Genomic DNA, 17021 nt, shown 5'->3' with positions numbered 1-17021 from the left:
TTTCCTCTTGCTGCGACGCACCGTGGGCATGCCCGGCCCGGAGGCAGGCGCGGGGCCGCGCGCACGTCTTTGGCTCCGCCATGGCCCCGGCAAGCCGGTCAAAGCCGGAAACAAGTCTGTGGGAAGGTCAGGCGCCGTCCGGCCCGGTCAGGAACCGGCCTGCTGGCGCAGGTGTTCGGTAAGGCGCTCGGCGGGCATCGGGCGGCCGTAGAGGTAGCCCTGCGCTTCGTGGCAGCCGTTGGCCAGCAGAAAGTCACGCTGCTCGGGGGTTTCCACGCCCTCGGCGACCACGCCGATGCGCAGGCTGTCGCCCACATTGATGACGGAGCGCACGATCGCCGCATCGACCGGATCCTGGGTGACGTTGCGGATAAACGACTGGTCGATCTTGAGGCGGTCGACCGGGAAGGACTTCAGGAAGCTGAGCGAGGCATAGCCGGTGCCAAAGTCGTCGCAGGTCAGGGTCACGCCGTCGCGGCGCAGGGCCTGGAGCTGGTCCGAGACCTCGTCGCCCTGCTGCAGGGCGATGGTTTCGGTGATCTCGATCTCCAGGCTGCCGGGTGCCAGTTCCAGCGCGCGCAGGACGTGGCGGACTTCAGTCAGCAGCCGGCTTTCGGCAAGCTGCGCCGCAAACAGGTTGATGGCCACCCGCGGTGCCTGCAGGCCAAAGGCGAGGGACCACGCCCGCGCCTGCGCGCAGGCGGTCTGGAGCAGCCACATGCCGACGTCGCTCGCGATGCTGCTGGCGGCCAGGGCATCGATAAAGCTGGCCGGCAACAGCAGGCCGCGCGTCGGATGGCGCCAGCGCAGCAGGGCTTCGGCGCCCAGCACGCGGCCGTCACGCAGGTCTACCTGGGGCTGGTAAAGCAGCTCGAACTGCCGTTGCGCATAGGCTTCGTGCAGGGCCTGCACCAGCGACAGCCGCGTGGTCACGTCCGAACGCATCTGCGGCTTGAAGAAGCGGATGGTGCGGCCGCCGTCGTGCTTGGCGCGTGCCAGCGCCAGGCTCGCAGCGGCCAGCACGTCGGAACTGAGGTCGCCCGCCGCCGGCATCACGCAGGCGCCGATGCTGGCCAGCACGTGGTGGCGGCGGCCGGCATGCTCGTGCGGAGCGGAAAGCATGGAAAGGATGGCGGCGCTGACATGGCGCACCAGCGTCGGGTCGGAAATGGAGGGCAGCAGGACCGAGAACTCGTCGCTGCCGATGCGCGCGATCACGGCATCGCGCGGCGATGCATCGCGCAGGCGGCGCGCCACCCGCTGGAGGATGATGTCGCCTTCTGCATGTCCATGCATGTCGTTGAAGGCGCGGAAATCGTCAATGCCGATCAGCAGCAAAGCGAAACGCGGCGCTGCCTCGCTCTGCAGGCGCGCCTCCAGCCGCTTCAAGAATCCCTGGCGTGTCTCGACGCCGGTCAGCGGATCGAGATCCGAGTCTGGCGAAGCGCCAGTCGCCTTCGCCCCCGACTTGGCCACCATCCCTGCCCCATCTGAAATTATCGACATTGTCACCGGTCAGCAATTTAGCAAGTGTGACGAAAACCATGAAAAAATCAAGCGATTCCGAATTGCAATGCTGCGACACAACGGCCCGGGATGCAGACAAGCCGGTGTCGTTGAAAGGTGGCGGGCCTTCCAGTACCCTACGGCGCAATATGCCAGCCGGCAGGCCGGCGCCTGCGCCACGCCTGGCACTGCGGACAAACCCTGCCCCTCGAAAAAACATAACCGGGAACCGAACCGTGAATCAATGGACCATCCGCACACGCATCCTGGCGAGCTTTACCTTCATCCTGCTGGTCATGACGCTGATGAGCGTCGTTGCGTACAACCGCCTGACGGCGATCGAGCGGGAAACCAACGTGATGCTGACCGACGCGTTGCCGGGGCTGACCTACAGCACCGGCATCCGTGGCGCCTGGGGCGAGCTCTACGTGCTGGCCTGGCAGACGGTCAACGCCGATGACGACGCGGAGCGCCAGCGCCTCCAGCAGCAGAGCGCCAACGCCATGCAGCGCCTGGACAAGCTGGAGCAGCAGTACGAGACCACCATCGCGCGTGACAACGACCGGGCCGCGTTCAATGTCTACAAGTCACTGCGGGCGAACTACGACCAGGCCGCCCAGGCGCTTGTGTATCCTGCCAGCTGGAAGGGCAATGCTGCCGCAGAGGCCCTCCTGCGCGGTGATGTGCACCGCCTCTGGAGCGAAGGCCGCGCGCAGGCGCAGAAGCTCGTCGACGACAACAGCGCCGTCGCTGAACGCTCTGCACATGGCATCAACAACGCCGTCGGTTCTGCCAAGGTCAGTATCGAAGTGGCCTTGCTGATTGCAGTGGCCGCCGCCGCCATCTGCGGCTACCTGCTGCTGCGCGCGATTACGGTGCCGATGAAGTCCATCGTCGGCTTGCTGTCGGGCATGCGCGGCGGCGACCTGCGGGTGCGCATGGCCCTTGGCCGCAATGACGAGTTCCAGGCGGTGGAGGAAGGCTTCAACCAGATGTCCGGCGAGCTGACTTCCCTGGTCGGTCAGGCGCAGCGCTCGGCGATCCAGGTCACGACCTCGGTCAACGAGATTGCCGCCACCGCGCGCCAGCAGCAGGCCACCGCCACCGAGACCGCCGCCACCACGACGCAGATCGGCGCCACCTCGCGCGAGATTTCCGCGACCGCCCGTGACCTGGTGCGCACCATCCATGAAGTCTCGAATGCCGCCGAGCAGACCGCCGGGCTGGCGGGCACCGGCCAGGTCGGCCTGTCGCGCATGGAAGGCACCATGCAGCACGTGATGGAGGCCGCCGGTTCGGTCAACGCCAAGCTGGCCACGCTCAATGAAAAGGCCGGCAACATCAACCAGGTGGTGACCACCATCGCCAAGGTGGCCGACCAGACCAACCTGCTGTCCCTCAATGCCGCCATCGAGGCCGAAAAGGCCGGCGAGTACGGGCGCGGCTTTTCGGTGGTTGCCACCGAAATCCGCCGCCTGGCCGACCAGACCGCGGTCGCCACCTACGATATCGAGCAGATGGTGCGCGAGATCCAGTCCGCCGTAGCCGCCGGCGTCATGGGCATGGACAAGTTCTCGGAAGAAGTGCGCCGCGGCATGTCGGATGTCACGCAGGTGGGCGACCAGCTCTCGCAGATCATCGGTCAGGTGCAGTCGCTGGCGCCGCGCGTGCAGATGGTGAGCGAAGGCATGCAGGCACAGGCCGGCGGCGCCGAGCAGATCAACCAGGCGCTGATGCAGCTGTCCGAGGCCGCGCAGCAGACCGTCGAATCGCTGCGCCAGTCGAGCCAGGCCATTGACGAGCTGACGCTGGTGGCAAACGAGCTGCGCAGCGGCGTGTCGCGCTTCAAGGTATAGAAGCCCCTCCGGATGAAACTGTTCCTGCTGTTCCGCCTGGGTAACGACCACTATGCGCTCGATGCCGCCGAGGTGGCCGAGGTCTTGCCGCTGGTCACGCTCAAGCAGATGCCGGGCGCGCCAGGCTGGGTGGCGGGCCTGCTGGCGCGCCGCGGGCAGACGGTGCCCGTGATCGACATGACAGCACTGGCGACCGGCGTGCCGGCCGCCCTGCGCACCAGTACCCGCACAGTGCTGGTCCACTACCGCCGCCAGGCGTCCGAACCGCCGCGCCTGCTTGGCCTGCGGCTCGAGCACGCTACCGAGACGCTGCGCTGCGCGCCCGAATCGTTTGCCGACGGCGGCATCGACCCCGGCATTGCCCGCTACCTGGGTCCGGTCCGGCACGACGCGCGCGGGCTGGTGCAGTGGGTGCGCGTGAATGCGCTGTTGCCCGACCACGTCCACGCGATGCTGTTTGCCGACGACCTCGCGCTACCGGCACCATGACCACCGCCGCGCATATCGAAGCCCTGCTCAAGGCCCGCATCGGGCTGGACGCCGCCGCCATCGGCAGCGGTGTGCTGGAGCGCGCCGTGCGCGAGCGCCTGGCGGCGGTGCAGGCCGGCGACCACCAGGCCTACTGGAACCTGCTGCATAGCGCGCCCGATGAGTTCCAGGCCCTGATCGAGGCGGTGATCGTGCCGGAGACCTGGTTCTTCCGGCATCGCGAGGCCTTGCTCGCGCTTGGCCGCTTTGCCGCCGAGCGCATATTCGGCGACGGCGCCAGGCACCTGCGCGTGCTGAGCCTGCCCTGCTCCAGCGGCGAAGAGCCCTACTCCATCGCCATGGCCCTGCTCGATGCCGGCATCCCCGCCGGGCGTTTCCAGGTCGACGCCGTAGACATCAGCGCCCGCTCGCTCGAACGCGCGCGCGCCGGCCAGTACGGCAGCAACTCTTTCCGCGGCACCCCGCTCGACTTCCGCGATCGCCATTTCTCGCCCTGCGCCGGCGGCTATTCCGTCGATGCCCACGTGCGCGCGCAGGTGCGGCTGCTGCGCGGGAACCTGGTCGATCCGAACCTGCTGGCGGGAGAGGCGCCGTACGACTTCGTTTTCTGCCGCAACCTGCTGATCTATTTCGATGCCGACGCGCAGGCGCGCGCCGTTCGCACGCTGGTGCGCCTGACCGCGCAAGACGGCATGATCTTCGTCGGGCCGGCCGAAGCCAGCGTGCTCAGCGCGCAGGGGCTGGCCGCAGCCGGCGTGCCGCTGGCTTTTGCTTTCCACAAGGCCGCCGGCGTTGGCACCGCGCAGCGCTGCGATTGGCCGGCAGTGTTGCCACTGGTGACGGCCCGGCAGCCTCCGCCAGTCCGGCAAGCGCCGGCACCAGCCGCTCACAAGCCCCGCCGCGTCCCGCACAAGGCTGCGCCGCAGCCTGCCAGGCGCGAAGAAATGCCTGATGCGCTGGCCGCGGTCGCCGGCCTCGCCGATCGTGGCGATCTCGCCGCGGCAACGTCGGCCTGCCTGGCCCTGCTGGCGCGGCAAGGCCCCGGCGCCGACGCCTATTGCATGCTTGGCGTGCTGTATGACGCCGCTGGGCGCACCTCGGACGCGCACGAGTCGTACCGCAAGGCACTCTATCTCGATCCGGCCCACCAGGAGGCGCTCTACCACCTGGCGGCGCTGTGTGACACCGAAGGCGACCACACCGGCGCCACGCGCCTGCGCCACCGCGCGCAACGCCACACCCGGACAGACCATGGCTGAGCCTTCCCTCGCAATCTCCCCCGCAGTGCAGATCGACGACTGCTGGCGCCGCATCGGCGTTCGCGGCGACGGCAGCTGCCCCAGGCTGGCCGAGCACATCCATTGCCGTAATTGCCAGGTCTACTCCCACGCGGCCGTCGCGCTGCTCGACGCGCAGACCCGCAGCGAAGTGCTCCACGCCTCCGCGCTCGGCCTGGAGGAAGCGCCCGCATTTGCGCAGCGCGAGGCGTCGCTGTCGTGCCTGGTATTCCGCGTGGGCGATGAATGGCTGGCGCTGCCGACCGCCGCGCTGGGCGAAGTCACCGCCCCCTGCCCCTTGCACAGCCTGCCGCACCGGCGCGACGCCGCCATGCTTGGCGTGGCCAGCGTGCGCGGCAACCTGCTGCCCTGCATCTCGCTGGCCATGCTGTTCGGCGCGGCCACGGCCGACGATAGCCATGACGGGTCCGGCCGCCGCTTCCTGATCCTTGACCAGGGCCGCGGCGCCATCGCCCTGCCGGTAGCCGAGGTCGCGGGTATGAGGCGGGTTGCCAGCGCTGCGCTGCAGCCCTTGCCGGCAACGCTGGAGCGCACCTCGGCCCGGTACACGCAGGCACTGTTTGCCGATGCAGGCCGCAGCGTCGGCCTGCTGGACGCCGCGCTGGTGCGGCAGGCGCTGACCCGGAGCCTGGCATGAATCCCGAACAGCTGCGCGACGCCTCGCTGCTGGAACTGTTCGCGCTCGAGGCCGACTCGCAGGCCGAAGTGCTCAATATCGGCCTGCTGGCGCTGGAGCGCGACCCCACCGCCGCCGAGCAGCTGGAAGCCTGCATGCGCGCCGCGCACTCGCTCAAGGGCGCCGCGCGCATTGTCGGGCTGGACGGCGGCGTGCAGGTGGCGCATGTCATGGAAGACTGCCTGGTCGCCGCACAGGGCGGCGGCCTGCGGCTTGGCGCGGCGCATATCGATGCCCTGCTGCAGGGCACCGACCTGCTGCAGCGCATCGGCCATCCGCCCGCCGGCGATCCGGCCTGGTACGAGCGCCAGGGCGAAGCGGAGATCGGAGCCTTTGCCGCACACCTGAATGCACTGATCGACGGCCTGGAGCCGCCACCCATCGCCCCTGCCGTGCCGGATGCCGCGCCACCGGAGGCGCCTGCCGCGGACGTGCCGCCCGCCCCCGCAGCCGGTCCGGCCGCCGGCGCGCAAGCCGACGCGCAGGAGCGCATGCTGCGCGTCAACGCCGACGCGCTCGACCAGCTCCTCGCCATGTCCGGCGAGGCCATGGTGGAATCGCACTGGCTCCATCCGTTCGGCAAATCGATGCAGCAGGCGCGCCGCCAGCAGATGCGCGCGCTGCAGGCCATGGATACGCTGCGCGACGCCCTGGCCGGCGCCGCCGCCGACCCGCACGCCCAGGCCGCGCTGGCCGAGGCACGCCGCCTGCTCGAAGACAGCCACCAGCACCTGTCGCAGCGCCTGGAAGAATTCGACCAGTACGACCATCGCGCCGGCCGGCTGGCACGCCGGCTGTACGACACGGCGCTGGCCTGCCGCATGCGGCCGCTCTCCGATGGCCTGGCCGGCTACGCACGCATGGTGCGCGACCTGGGACGCGCGCTCGGCAAGCACGTGCACCTGGAGCTGGTCGGCGCCGGCACGCAGGTGGACCGCGACATCCTTGAAGCGCTGGACGCACCGCTGGCGCACCTGCTGCGCAATGCCGTCGACCATGGCATCGAAGCGCCGGACGTGCGCGTGGCCAGCGGCAAGGCGTCCGAAGGATGCGTCACGCTGCAGGCCCGGCACAACGCCGGCCGGCTGGTGATCGAGATTGCCGACGACGGCGCGGGCGTCGATATCGACTTGCTGCGCCACGCCATCGTGCGGCGCCGGCTGGCCTCGGAAGAAACGGCCACGAAGCTGTCGCAGGCCGAGCTGCTCGAATTCCTGCTGCTGCCCGGCTTCAGCATGCGCGAGACCGTCTCCGAGGTATCGGGGCGCGGCGTGGGCCTGGACGCGGTGCAGGAGATGGTGCGCCAGGTGCGCGGCAGCCTGCGCGTGACACAGCAGCCCGGGCAGGGCCTGCATTTCCTGCTGGAGTTGCCGCTGACGCTTTCGGTGGTGCGCACGCTGCTGGTCGAGGTGGCCGGCGAAGCCTACGCGTTCCCGCTCGGGCGCGTGGTGCGCGCCGCGGCCGTGCGCCGGGAAGAGATCGAACAGACCGAGAACCACCAGCACTTCCGCCACGAAGGGCGGGCGGTTGGCCTGGTCAGCGCGGCGCAGGTCCTGCAGCGCCCTGAAAGCCCGCACCAGGACGACCACGTGCCGGTTGTCATCATCGGCGAACAGGAGCGCGTCTACGGTATTGCGGTGGACCGCATGCTGGGCGAACGCCTGCTGGTCGTGCAGCCGCTGGCGCAGGCGCTGGGCAAGATCAAGGACATCGCCGCAGGCAGCCTGACCGACGACGGCACGCCGGTCCTGATCTTCGATGTCGAGGACATGATCCGCTCGGTGGAGAAGCTGGTGTCGGAAGGCCGCATCGAGCGGGTCCGCCACGGTGCCGCGGCAGCCGCGCCGGTGCGCCGCAAGCGCGTGCTGGTGGTGGACGATTCGCTGACGGTGCGCGAACTGGAGCGCAAGCTGCTGGCCGGCCGGGGCTACGATGTGGCGGTCGCGGTGGATGGCATGGACGGCTGGAACGTGCTGCGCGCGGAGCCGTTCGACCTGGTCATCACCGATATCGACATGCCTCGCATGGACGGCATCGAGCTGGTGGGGCTGATCCGGCAGGAACCGCGCATGCACCAGTTGCCGGTGATGGTGGTGTCGTACAAGGACCGCGAGCAGGACCGCGAGCGCGGCCTGCAGGCCGGCGCGGATTACTACCTGGCGAAAGGCAGTTTCCATGACGCCGCGCTGCTGGATGCGGTGCAGGACCTGATCGGTGAGGCACGTACATGAAAGTCGGCATCGTCAATGACTCGCCACTGGCAGTGACCGCACTGCGCCGCGCCATTGCGCTCGACCCGTCGTTCGAGATCACCTGGGTCGCGGGCAACGGCGAGCAGGCCGTGCAGATGGCCGCCAGCCATACCCCCGACCTGATCCTGATGGACCTGCTGATGCCGGTCATGGACGGCGTGGAAGCCACGCGCCGCATCATGGCGGCCTCGCCCTGCGCCATCGTGGTGGTCACGATGGATCTCGGCCGCAATGCCACGCAAGTGTTCGATGCAATGGGCCATGGCGCCATCGACGCGGTGGACACGCCCACCTTGGCCGAACCCGATGCGCAACTGGCCGCCGGTCCGCTGCTGCGCAAGATGCGCAATATCGGCCGGCTGCTGGCCGGGCGGGTCGTGCCCCAGCATGCACTGTCCGCGGCGCCCCGGGCACTGGCGGCGCCGCGGCTGGTGGCCATCGGCGCCTCGGCCGGCGGGCCGGCGGCGCTGGCCACGCTGCTGAGCGCCCTGCCGGCGAACTTCAGCGCGGCGGTGGTCGCCGTCCAGCACGTGGACGAAGCGTTCGCCGGCGGCATGGCCGAATGGCTCGACGCGCAGTGCGCGGTGTCCGTGCGCGTCGCGCGCGCCGGCGAAGCGCCGCAGGCCGGCATCGTGCTGCTTGCCGGCACCAACAATCACCTGCGGCTGGCCGGCCCGTCACGCATGGTCTATACCGAACAACCCTGCGACTACCTGTACCGGCCATCCATCGACGTGTTTTTTGAAAGCGTGGTGGAACACTGGCGCGGCGACGCGATCGGCGTGCTGCTGACCGGCATGGGCCGCGACGGTGCACTGGGACTCAAGGCCATGCGCGATCGCGGCTACCTGACCATCGCGCAGGACCAGGCAACCAGCGCGGTGTACGGCATGCCGAAGGCGGCGGCGGCCATCGACGCGGCCAGCGAGATACTGCCGCTGCCGCGCATCGCGCCGCGGCTGGTGCAGGCCTGCGGCGTCGCGGGTCCGGCAGGACGGTAACGACGCGGACTACCGCCGCCATCCCTCATTACACAAACGACACCAGATCGTCCCGATACAGTCCTTTGCGAGTTACAAGAGGTCGGGCAAAAAAGGAAGCAAAGCATGCCAAGAAAAGACAACACCATGGAGGCCGCGAACGCGCACGACTATCTCGCCATGGTCCTGCTGGTAGATGACCAGGCCATGGTCGGCGAGGCCGTGCGCCGCGCACTGGCCAGCGAGGACGATATCGATTTCCACTACTGCGCACAGCCTGACGAAGCGATCGCCGTGGCCGAGCGGACCCGGCCGACGGTGATCCTGCAGGATCTCGTCATGCCGGGCGTGGATGGCCTGACACTGGTGCGCCGCTATCGCGAAAACCCGGCCACGCGCAACATCCCGATCATCGTGCTGTCGACCAAGGAAGAGCCGACCATGAAGAGCGCGGCCTTCGCGGCCGGCGCCAATGACTATCTGGTCAAGCTCCCCGACAGCATCGAGCTGATCGCGCGCATCCGCTATCACTCGCGCTCCTACCTCAACCTGCTCCAGCGCGACGAAGCCTACCGGGCGCTGCGCCAGAGCCAGCAGCAATTGCTGGAAACCAATCTGGAGCTGCAGCGCCTGACCAACTCCGACGGCCTGACCGGCCTGTCGAACCGGCGCTATTTCGATGAATACCTTGGCGCCGAATGGAAGCGTGCGCAGCGCGAGCAGACCCAGCTTGCGCTGCTGATGATCGACGTCGATTCGTTCAAGGCCTACAACGACACCTATGGCCACGTTGCCGGCGACGAAGTCCTGCGCCGCGTAGCCGCGGTGATCCGCGACAACTGCTCGCGCCCTGCCGACCTGCCGGCACGCTTCGGCGGCGAGGAATTCTCGATGGTCCTGCCCGCTACTTCGCCCGGCGGTGCCCGCCTGCTTGCGGAGAAGGTGCGCAGGGCCATCGAGGCCCAGCAGATCCCGCACAGCGGCTCGCCGACCAGCGCATGCGTGACGGTGAGTATCGGCGGCGCCGTGCTGGTTCCCGAGACGACCCAGATATCCAGCCGGCTGGTGGAAGCCGCGGATGCAGGCCTCTACCAGGCCAAGCGCAACGGCCGCAACCAGGTCGTGATGGCCTGACGCAGGGCAGGGCGCCTGCCGTGCCCTGCGCGCGAGAAGGTCCGCGCCAGCTTCTCACTCGTCACTTCTGTCGGAATCGTCCGACATCGAATTCGGAGGCGGGCTCCTGCCTGCACCCGTGGTTACTACCTATCGTTGCATCACGGCGATGCGCAATTGCAGTTCTTGCTCGGGATGCGCCGCCACATTTGCACTCCGGCTCCGCAGCATGCCGCGCCGTGCGCGTCAGCGCGCCCGGATTCCAACGAATAGAGGTGACACATGTTCCGATCCAAGACCAGTCTTATCCTCGGCCTGGCGCTGGCCGCAACGGCAGTCCTCTCCGCATGCGGTGGCGGGGACGACAGCATCGGCGCCCGCATCGGCGTCAGCGAGCCGACCGTGCGCGTGATCCATGCCATTACCGGCGGCCCCAACGTGGATGTGCTGCAGAACGGCACCAAGACCAACCTGCTGAACGAGCCCTATAAATTTGTTTCGAAGTACTTTAGGGTGGAAGAGGGCAACCAGACGTTTTCGTTCAATGTTGCCAACACATCAACCGAGCTCGGGAGGACCACGGTGAACACGCACACCGGCCACAAGTACACGGTGGTGGCCCTGCCTGGTGCAACCGCGGCGGATGTGCTGCAGATCGACGACCCGTTTGAAAAGGGCCTGTTCTCCGACAAGGCTCGTGTTCGCAGCCTGAATGCATCGTTCAACGCTCAGAACGTCGATATCTACCTGACCGTCCCGGCGGCTGACCTCGCAGCGGCGACGCCTACGTTCGCAGCAGTCGCCTACAAGTCGGCGGTGCCTGCATCGGGCAGCGATTCGATCGACGTGAGTGGCGGCACTTATCGCCTGCGCATCACCACGGCGGGCACGAAGACTGTGATCTTCGACTCTGGCGCGCTGACGCTGGCCAACAACGCAGACTGGCTGATCACCACCATCCCGGTCGACGGGATTGGCGCGGCGGTACCGAACAAGATCAAGGTGCTGGTGGCCCGCGGCGATGACGAGTCGCAAGCTGGGCTTGAGTTGGTGACCCAGTAAGAGGCTTCATTTTTGATGAAAGGCTGGTCCTGCGGGCCAGCTTTTTTTTGGGTCTTCGCCGGATTGCGGGCGATCCGGCGAATGAGCCTTTTTCTGGAGTCTTCATTGCAAAGACCCCTCCGCTGCCCTGAACGTGTGCACCTGCCAGGCAGCCAGTGTCCAGAACGCTAGGCATCCACATCCGCCCCGTCTGCCTTCGACAAATCCGCCTTCAACACATCAAGGTGGGAGAGATACTGGTCCAGCTCCGCCCGCCCCGTATCGGTGATGCAATAGACCCGGCCGCTGCCTTCCACCAGTTCAGCCGTGATCGCACGCGCAATCATCAGGCTGCGCAGCACAGGACGCAGCGAGCGGATGTTCTTCTCGATTCCGCAATCGCGCAGCCGGTCGACCAGGTTCAGGACGGTGGACGGGCTCGCCTGCACGAGCTTGAGGACATAGACCCGGGAAAAGAACCGGTCAAGGTTAGGCGATCTCATGGGCGCTGGCGAGGCACCGAAGGGTGCAGTAATACTGGTCATCATGCGCAGCCCATGACTGCAGCCGCAGTCGGGCACTCTCAATTTTAAAAAAAACGGGGTGCACGAAGGCACCCCGAATGCTTGCGTTGTATGCGCCGGTGTGGACAGCGCAGTTCCGGGGCGCCGGGGCGCTACTCTTCCTGGAACGCTTCTTCGCGCTTGGCCTTGATCGAAGGCAGGGCCACCACGGCGACCAGTGCCGCGGCCGCAATCAGCAGGCCCATCGACAGCGGACGCGTCACGAACACGGTGAAGTCACCACGCGACAGCAGCAGCGAGCGGCGGAAGTTTTCTTCCATCATCGGTCCCAGCACGAAGCCCAGCAGCAGCGGAGCCGGTTCGCACTTGAGCTTCAGGAACAGGTAGCCGATCACGCCGAAGCCAGCCGCCATGAACACGTCGAAGGTCTGGTTATTGACCGAGTACACGCCAATGCCGCAGAACACGAGAATGGCCGGGTACAGGAAGCGGTAAGGCACGGTCAGCAGCTTCACCCACACGCCGATCATCGGCAGGTTCAGGATGATGAGCATCAGGTTGCCGATCCACATCGAGGCGATCAGGCCCCAGAACAGCGCCGGGTTGCTGGTCATCACCTGCGGGCCGGGCTGGATGTTGTGGATGGTCATGGCACCAACCATCAGCGCCATCACGGCATTGGGCGGAATGCCCAGCGTCAGCAGCGGGATGAACGAAGTCTGTGCCGCGGCGTTGTTGGCCGATTCCGGACCTGCCACGCCTTCGATCGCACCCTTGCCGAATTCGTGCGAGTACTTTGAGGTCTTCTTTTCCAGCGAGTAGGCTGCAAACGAAGCCAGCGCCGCACCGCCGCCCGGCAGAATGCCCAGTGCCGAGCCCAGGAACGTGCCGCGCAGCACGGCCGGGATCATGCGCTTGAAGTCTTCCTTGGTCGGCCACAGGTTCGTCACGCTATCGGTGAACGTCTCACGGGCTTCCTTCTGCTCGAGGTTCGCGATAATTTCGGCGAAGCCGAACATACCCATGGCCAGCGCCACGAAGTCGATGCCGTCGGTCAGTTCAGGCACGTCGAACGAGAAGCGCGCGGCGCCCGAGTTCACGTCGGTGCCGATCAGCCCCATCAGCAGGCCCAGCACGATCATGGCCACGGCCTTCGGCAGCGAGCCCGAAGCCAGCACCACCGCGCCGATCAGGCCCAGGCACATCAGCGAGAAGTACTCGGCAGGGCCGAACTTGAACGCCAGTTCCGACAGCGGCGTGGCAAAGGCGGCCAGGATCAGCGTAGCGACGCAGCCGGCGAAGAACGAGCCAAGGCCCGCCGTTGCCAGTGCCACGCCCGCTCGCCCTCGCCGCGCCATCTGGTAGCCGTCGATCGTGGTCACCACCGACGACGATTCGCCCGGCAGGTTCACCAGGATGGCGGTGGTCGAGCCACCGTACTGCGCACCGTAGTAGATACCGGCCAGCATGATCAGCGCGGCCACCGGCGGCAGCGTGTAGGTCACCGGCAGCAGCATGGCGATGGTGGCCAGCGGCCCCAGGCCCGGCAGCACGCCGATCAGGGTACCCAGCACGCAGCCCAGGAAGGCATAGGCAAGGTTTTGCAGCGATAGCGCCGTGGAGAATCCCAGCGCGAGGTGATCAAGCAATTCCATTCTCGCTGCTCCTTAACCGGTGATGAATGCAGGCCATACCGGCATCTGCAGGTTGATGCCATAGACGAACGCGCCCAGGCTGATCAGCACGAGCACCACGCCGTTGAGCAGCGCGCCCTTCCAGCTGAACTCATGGCTGGCCATCGAAGACACCAGCACCAGCACGAACACCGACAACACCATGCCGAGCGGCTTGAGCAGCAGGCCGAACAGCACCACGGAACCCAGGATCCAGAGCAGGGTCTTCAGGTCCCAGCGCGCGAGATGGTCTTCCTCGCCCTTGGACGACAATGAACCGATCAGCACCAGCACGCCCAGCAGTGCCAGCACCAGACCGAGCAGGAATGGGAAGTATCCGGGTCCCATCTTCGCGGCAGTTCCCATGGAATAGCCGCGTGCGACCCAGGAAAAGCCGAATCCGACCAGGACAAACATCAGGCCGGAGGCAAAGTCCTTTTGGCTGCGTATGCGCAAAACGATTCTCCTCAAAAGTTTCATGAAATGCGTAGCCGTTCTGCACGTTGGCTCTGTTGTGCAGAGGGTGGCATGCGTGCATGCATGCCCGGCGGTAGCAACGAACCTTAGAGACGCGATCTTTCAGCCGCCTTTCAGTTGTCTTGGTTTAGGGGTATTTACCGATACGCCGCTTGCCGTCACCAGCAGGACGACGTGCAATGCGCCAATGCATGAAACCATCACAACGTGAGGTATTCGTCGGCAAGCCGCAAGCAGAAGGAAGTCAGGAAGAGAAAAGCTGGCGCGCGCCATCGCGGTGATCGCAAGGGCGGCAGAAAAGACTGGCAAGCGCCGCCTGGCCCCGATGGCGCCAGGCGGTCGCGTGATGTCAGAAACTCTGACATCCGTGGCACGATGCCACATGCATCTTTCGATTGCCTTTCAGCGCACGGCTTCGGGCTCGGGCGTGGCCGGGGCCACCTCGCCGGGCTCGTTACCGGCGTCTTCGCATGGCGTGCCCATGCTGGTATCCGGCGCCAGGCCTACCGCTTCGGCAGGATGCGGCGCAGTAGGCAGAATATGACTGCGGCGCCAGTTGCCGAACCGGTAGTAAGCCATTGCGAGTGCCAGCGATACCACCGAGCCTAGCGGGAAACTCCACCAGATTGCCTCGGCTCCGAGGCTTGGCCCCAGCACCCATGCGAACGGCAGCCGGATCACCCACATCGAAATAAACAGGATCACCAGCGGTGCCATCACGGCGCCGGTCGCGCGCACGGTGCCGAACACCACGATGGTGAATCCAAACAGGATGAAGGACCACAGTACGATCGCGTTGATGTGCTGGGCGATGCCGATGGCGAAGCCGTCATCGCCCAGGAACAGGCCGAGCGAATGCCGGTCGAACAGGTAGATCAATCCCACCAGCGCCCCCGTCATCAGCAGGTTGAACAGCAGGCCCAGCTTCGTGATGCGCGTTACGCGGTGCCAGAACCCGGCACCGACATTCTGCGCAACCATCGACGACACGCTGGCCCCCACCGCCAGCGCCGGCATCTGTACGTAGGTCCATAGTTGCGACGCCACGCCGTAGGCCGCGGTGGTCTGCGAGCCATGCGCATTGACCATCGACATCATCACGATCGCGGACGACGAGATCACCACCATCTGCAAACCCATCGGCAGCCCTTTCATGACCAGCGAGCGCAGGATCGCCGGATCGGGCCACAGCAGGGCGAGCTGCTCGCGATGCAGCAGCAGGAAGTGGCGGCGCCGGTAGAGCAGCGCGATCATCGCCACCAGGCTGACCATCTGCGCGATCAGCGTTGCCAGCGCCGAGCCCGCGATGCCGAGCGGCGGAAGCGGACCGACGCCAAAGATCAGCACCGGATTGAGCACTACGTCCAGCCCTGCCGACAGCAGCATGAAGTAGAACGGCGTGCGCGAATCCCCTGCGCCGCGCAGCGTCATCATCACGAAGTTGTAGAAGTACATGAACGGCAGCGCCACAAAAATGATGCGCAGGTACGTCACTGCCAGCGGCGCGGCGTCGTGCGGCGTATGCATGGCCGCCAGGATGTCGGGCGTGAAGATGTAGCCGCCGGCCGAAGCCAGCACCGACAACAGCACGAAGAAGGTGGTGCTGGTGCCCACCACCCGGCGGGCCTCGCCCAGGTCGCGGGCGCCCACCGCCTGCCCGATCATGATGGTGTTGGCCATGCTGATGCCGAATACCACGCCGAGCAGGAAGAACAGGATGATGTTGGCGTTGGAAGTCGCCGTCAGCGCGGCCTCGCCGAGAAAGCGCCCCACCCAGACCGAGTTGATCGAGGCATTGAGCGACTGCAGGATATTGCTGCCGAGCACCGGCAGCGAAAACATCAGCAGGGTCCGGCCGATCGGGCCGGTGGTCAGTCTGGCATCGGGCTTCATGAGCGAGTGTGAGGGCGGTACGGCCGGCGCGGCAGCGGGCATGCCGCCGCGCCCGTACGGCTGGATGACCGGAAGCGGTCAAGTCTATCCCTGGCGGCCGCCCCTCACAAGCCTGGCCGCCAGCCCGCATTACCGGGATTGAGTTATATCCATAACCCCTTCATGTATGCATACTTTTCCACGGATACATGCCGCGGGCTTCCCTGGCCGGAGCAGGCAGACGTTATCCGCTGTAACTCGATGCAAGTGCGGCAGCAAGCGCCATGGGCGTTCTTCAGTGTCGGTATTTCCAACGAGGAGGTGGAGTCATGTTTGTCGGTTTCCAGTCAGTCCCCGGCGCCCTTGTGCCGTTCGCCTATGACTGGCCGATGGTCGGCCTGTCGTTCTTCATCTCCGTGTGCGGCGCCTATGTCGGCCTGCGCTGGTCGCGGCGCATCCGCAAGCCCGACGGCCGGCTGGACATCGACCGCTTTATCTGCGCGAGCGTCGCGCTTGGCGGCGGCGCGGTATGGTCGATGCATTTCATTGGCATGGTGGCCTACCAGACGCCGACTCACCGCGAATTCGGCCTGATCCCGACGCTGGCCTCCCTGCTCGTGGTGATGGCGTTTGCCGGTGCGGGCCTGGCCGTCGCCTCCCGCACGCACGGCAGCCGCTCCGACAATATCGTCAAGGGCGGCGTGCTGACCGGCCTGGGCGTGGTGGCCATGCACTACACCGGCATGGCGGCCATCAATTCAAACAGCCGTTTCGACTGGGATTTCAGCATTGTGGCGCTCTCCGCGGTGATCGCCATCGTGGTATCGGTCGTGGCCTTGTGGCTGGCGACGACGGTGAAGACCAAGGCCAAGCAGTTCGCCGCGGCCCTCGTCATGGGCGTGGCGGTCTGCGGCATGCATTACACCGGGATGTCGGCCGGCACCATGATCTGCACCAGCACCAGCTACTCGCCGTCCCTGCTTGCCATCGAGGGCGAAAGCATCGGCTATGCCGTGTTCGGCCTGACGCTGATCACGCTGCTGGTCATCCTGCTGGTGGAAGCCACCCGCAGCGCCGCCCAGGTCTCGGCGATCCGGGCAGGCGATACGGCATCGCACTGACAAACTTCGCAGGCTGCCGGTTTGCTCCCCTCTCCCGCTTGCGGGAGAGGGGCCGGGGGAGAGGGCAGGCGCATGGCAAGCGTCGTTGCGCTTCACTCCGTGGAGACTCCTGCCCCCTCCCCCCCCCCCCCCCCCTAAATTGG

General features: G+C 66.6%; 14 protein-coding genes. 9 read left to right on the top strand and 5 right to left on the bottom strand.

From position 1 onward, the window contains the following. Window positions 1-147: 147 nt before the first annotated feature. Window positions 148-1479: a putative bifunctional diguanylate cyclase/phosphodiesterase gene (locus RM96_RS03695; protein ID WP_039007837.1), complete on the bottom strand. Its 1332-nt coding sequence runs from the start codon at window positions 1477-1479 to the stop codon at window positions 148-150. A 263-nt stretch (window positions 1480-1742) separates the two neighbouring features. On the opposite strand from RM96_RS03695, the gene RM96_RS03690 reads away from it, so the two are divergent. From RM96_RS03690 to RM96_RS03655, 8 genes are all read left to right on the top strand, one after another. After that, on the top strand, window positions 1743-3362 hold the full coding sequence (locus RM96_RS03690) for a methyl-accepting chemotaxis protein (RefSeq protein WP_052279306.1): 1620 nt from the start codon (window positions 1743-1745) through the stop codon (window positions 3360-3362). Window positions 3363-3374: 12 nt separating this feature from the next. After that, on the top strand, window positions 3375-3851 hold the full coding sequence (locus RM96_RS03685) for a chemotaxis protein CheW (protein WP_039007835.1): 477 nt from the start codon (window positions 3375-3377) through the stop codon (window positions 3849-3851). Beyond that, complete coding sequence (locus tag RM96_RS03680; RefSeq protein ID WP_039007833.1) at window positions 3848-5110, top strand: CheR family methyltransferase; 1263 nt, start codon at window positions 3848-3850, stop codon at window positions 5108-5110. Before RM96_RS03685 ends, RM96_RS03680 begins: the two co-directional genes overlap by 4 nt. Next, complete coding sequence (locus RM96_RS03675; RefSeq protein ID WP_039007831.1) at window positions 5103-5786, top strand: chemotaxis protein CheW; 684 nt, start codon at window positions 5103-5105, stop codon at window positions 5784-5786. Before RM96_RS03680 ends, RM96_RS03675 begins: the two co-directional genes overlap by 8 nt. Beyond that, the gene (locus tag RM96_RS03670) at window positions 5783-8056 is read left to right on the top strand and encodes a hybrid sensor histidine kinase/response regulator (protein WP_039007829.1); all 2274 of its coding nucleotides are present in this window, start codon (window positions 5783-5785) and stop codon (window positions 8054-8056) included. Before RM96_RS03675 ends, RM96_RS03670 begins: the two co-directional genes overlap by 4 nt. Beyond that, the gene (locus tag RM96_RS03665) at window positions 8053-9078 is read left to right on the top strand and encodes a chemotaxis response regulator protein-glutamate methylesterase (RefSeq protein ID WP_039007827.1); all 1026 of its coding nucleotides are present in this window, start codon (window positions 8053-8055) and stop codon (window positions 9076-9078) included. Before RM96_RS03670 ends, RM96_RS03665 begins: the two co-directional genes overlap by 4 nt. A 105-nt stretch (window positions 9079-9183) precedes the next feature. Next, a complete protein-coding gene (locus RM96_RS03660) occupies window positions 9184-10191 on the top strand; it encodes a response regulator (protein ID WP_039007825.1) in 1008 nt (335 codons plus the stop codon). Between the two features lie 261 nt (window positions 10192-10452). Further along, window positions 10453-11232, top strand: coding sequence for a DUF4397 domain-containing protein (locus tag RM96_RS03655; protein ID WP_039007824.1), 780 nt, complete (start codon window positions 10453-10455; stop codon window positions 11230-11232). A 167-nt stretch (window positions 11233-11399) separates the two neighbouring features. On the opposite strand, the gene RM96_RS03650 is transcribed toward RM96_RS03655, so the two are convergent. The 4 genes from RM96_RS03650 to RM96_RS03635 all read right to left on the bottom strand — a co-directional run bounded on the left by RM96_RS03650 (window position 11400) and on the right by RM96_RS03635 (window position 15778). Further along, the gene (locus RM96_RS03650; RefSeq protein ID WP_039007860.1) at window positions 11400-11714 is read right to left on the bottom strand and encodes a helix-turn-helix transcriptional regulator; all 315 of its coding nucleotides are present in this window, start codon (window positions 11712-11714) and stop codon (window positions 11400-11402) included. Window positions 11715-11887: 173 nt separating this feature from the next. Then, the gene (locus RM96_RS03645; RefSeq protein ID WP_039007822.1) at window positions 11888-13390 is read right to left on the bottom strand and encodes a tripartite tricarboxylate transporter permease; all 1503 of its coding nucleotides are present in this window, start codon (window positions 13388-13390) and stop codon (window positions 11888-11890) included. 12 nt (window positions 13391-13402) lie between these two features. After that, window positions 13403-13864: a tripartite tricarboxylate transporter TctB family protein gene (locus tag RM96_RS03640; protein ID WP_039007819.1), complete on the bottom strand. Its 462-nt coding sequence runs from the start codon at window positions 13862-13864 to the stop codon at window positions 13403-13405. Between the two features lie 423 nt (window positions 13865-14287). After that, window positions 14288-15778 carry an MATE family efflux transporter gene (locus tag RM96_RS03635; protein ID WP_039007817.1) on the bottom strand — a complete coding sequence of 497 codons (1491 nt, stop codon included), beginning with the start codon at window positions 15776-15778 and terminating at the stop codon, window positions 14288-14290. Between the two features lie 308 nt (window positions 15779-16086). On the opposite strand from RM96_RS03635, the gene RM96_RS03630 reads away from it, so the two are divergent. After that, window positions 16087-16878: an MHYT domain-containing protein gene (locus RM96_RS03630; RefSeq protein ID WP_039007815.1), complete on the top strand. Its 792-nt coding sequence runs from the start codon at window positions 16087-16089 to the stop codon at window positions 16876-16878. Window positions 16879-17021: the final 143 nt, after the last annotated feature.

Origin of the sequence: Cupriavidus sp. IDO (assembly GCF_000812465.1) — a bacterium.
Classification (GTDB): domain Bacteria; phylum Pseudomonadota; class Gammaproteobacteria; order Burkholderiales; family Burkholderiaceae; genus Cupriavidus.
This window is presented reverse-complemented; position numbering and strand designations above follow the sequence as displayed.

Bases quoted from the DNA above. Each gene is read 5' to 3' on its own strand.
- RM96_RS03695 (WP_039007837.1), bottom strand. From the start codon at position 1,479: ATGGTGGCCAAGTCGGGGGCGAAGGCGACTGGCGCTTCGCCAGACTCG.
- RM96_RS03685 (WP_039007835.1), top strand. From the start codon at position 3,375: ATGAAACTGTTCCTGCTGTTCCGCCTGGGTAACGACCACTATGCGCTC.
- RM96_RS03680 (WP_039007833.1), top strand. From the start codon at position 3,848: ATGACCACCGCCGCGCATATCGAAGCCCTGCTCAAGGCCCGCATCGGG.
- RM96_RS03675 (WP_039007831.1), top strand. From the start codon at position 5,103: ATGGCTGAGCCTTCCCTCGCAATCTCCCCCGCAGTGCAGATCGACGAC.
- RM96_RS03670 (WP_039007829.1), top strand. From the start codon at position 5,783: ATGAATCCCGAACAGCTGCGCGACGCCTCGCTGCTGGAACTGTTCGCG.
- RM96_RS03665 (WP_039007827.1), top strand. From the start codon at position 8,053: ATGAAAGTCGGCATCGTCAATGACTCGCCACTGGCAGTGACCGCACTG.
- RM96_RS03660 (WP_039007825.1), top strand. From the start codon at position 9,184: ATGCCAAGAAAAGACAACACCATGGAGGCCGCGAACGCGCACGACTAT.
- RM96_RS03655 (WP_039007824.1), top strand. From the start codon at position 10,453: ATGTTCCGATCCAAGACCAGTCTTATCCTCGGCCTGGCGCTGGCCGCA.
- RM96_RS03650 (WP_039007860.1), bottom strand. From the start codon at position 11,714: ATGAGATCGCCTAACCTTGACCGGTTCTTTTCCCGGGTCTATGTCCTC.
- RM96_RS03645 (WP_039007822.1), bottom strand. From the start codon at position 13,390: ATGGAATTGCTTGATCACCTCGCGCTGGGATTCTCCACGGCGCTATCG.
- RM96_RS03635 (WP_039007817.1), bottom strand. From the start codon at position 15,778: ATGAAGCCCGATGCCAGACTGACCACCGGCCCGATCGGCCGGACCCTG.
- RM96_RS03630 (WP_039007815.1), top strand. From the start codon at position 16,087: ATGTTTGTCGGTTTCCAGTCAGTCCCCGGCGCCCTTGTGCCGTTCGCC.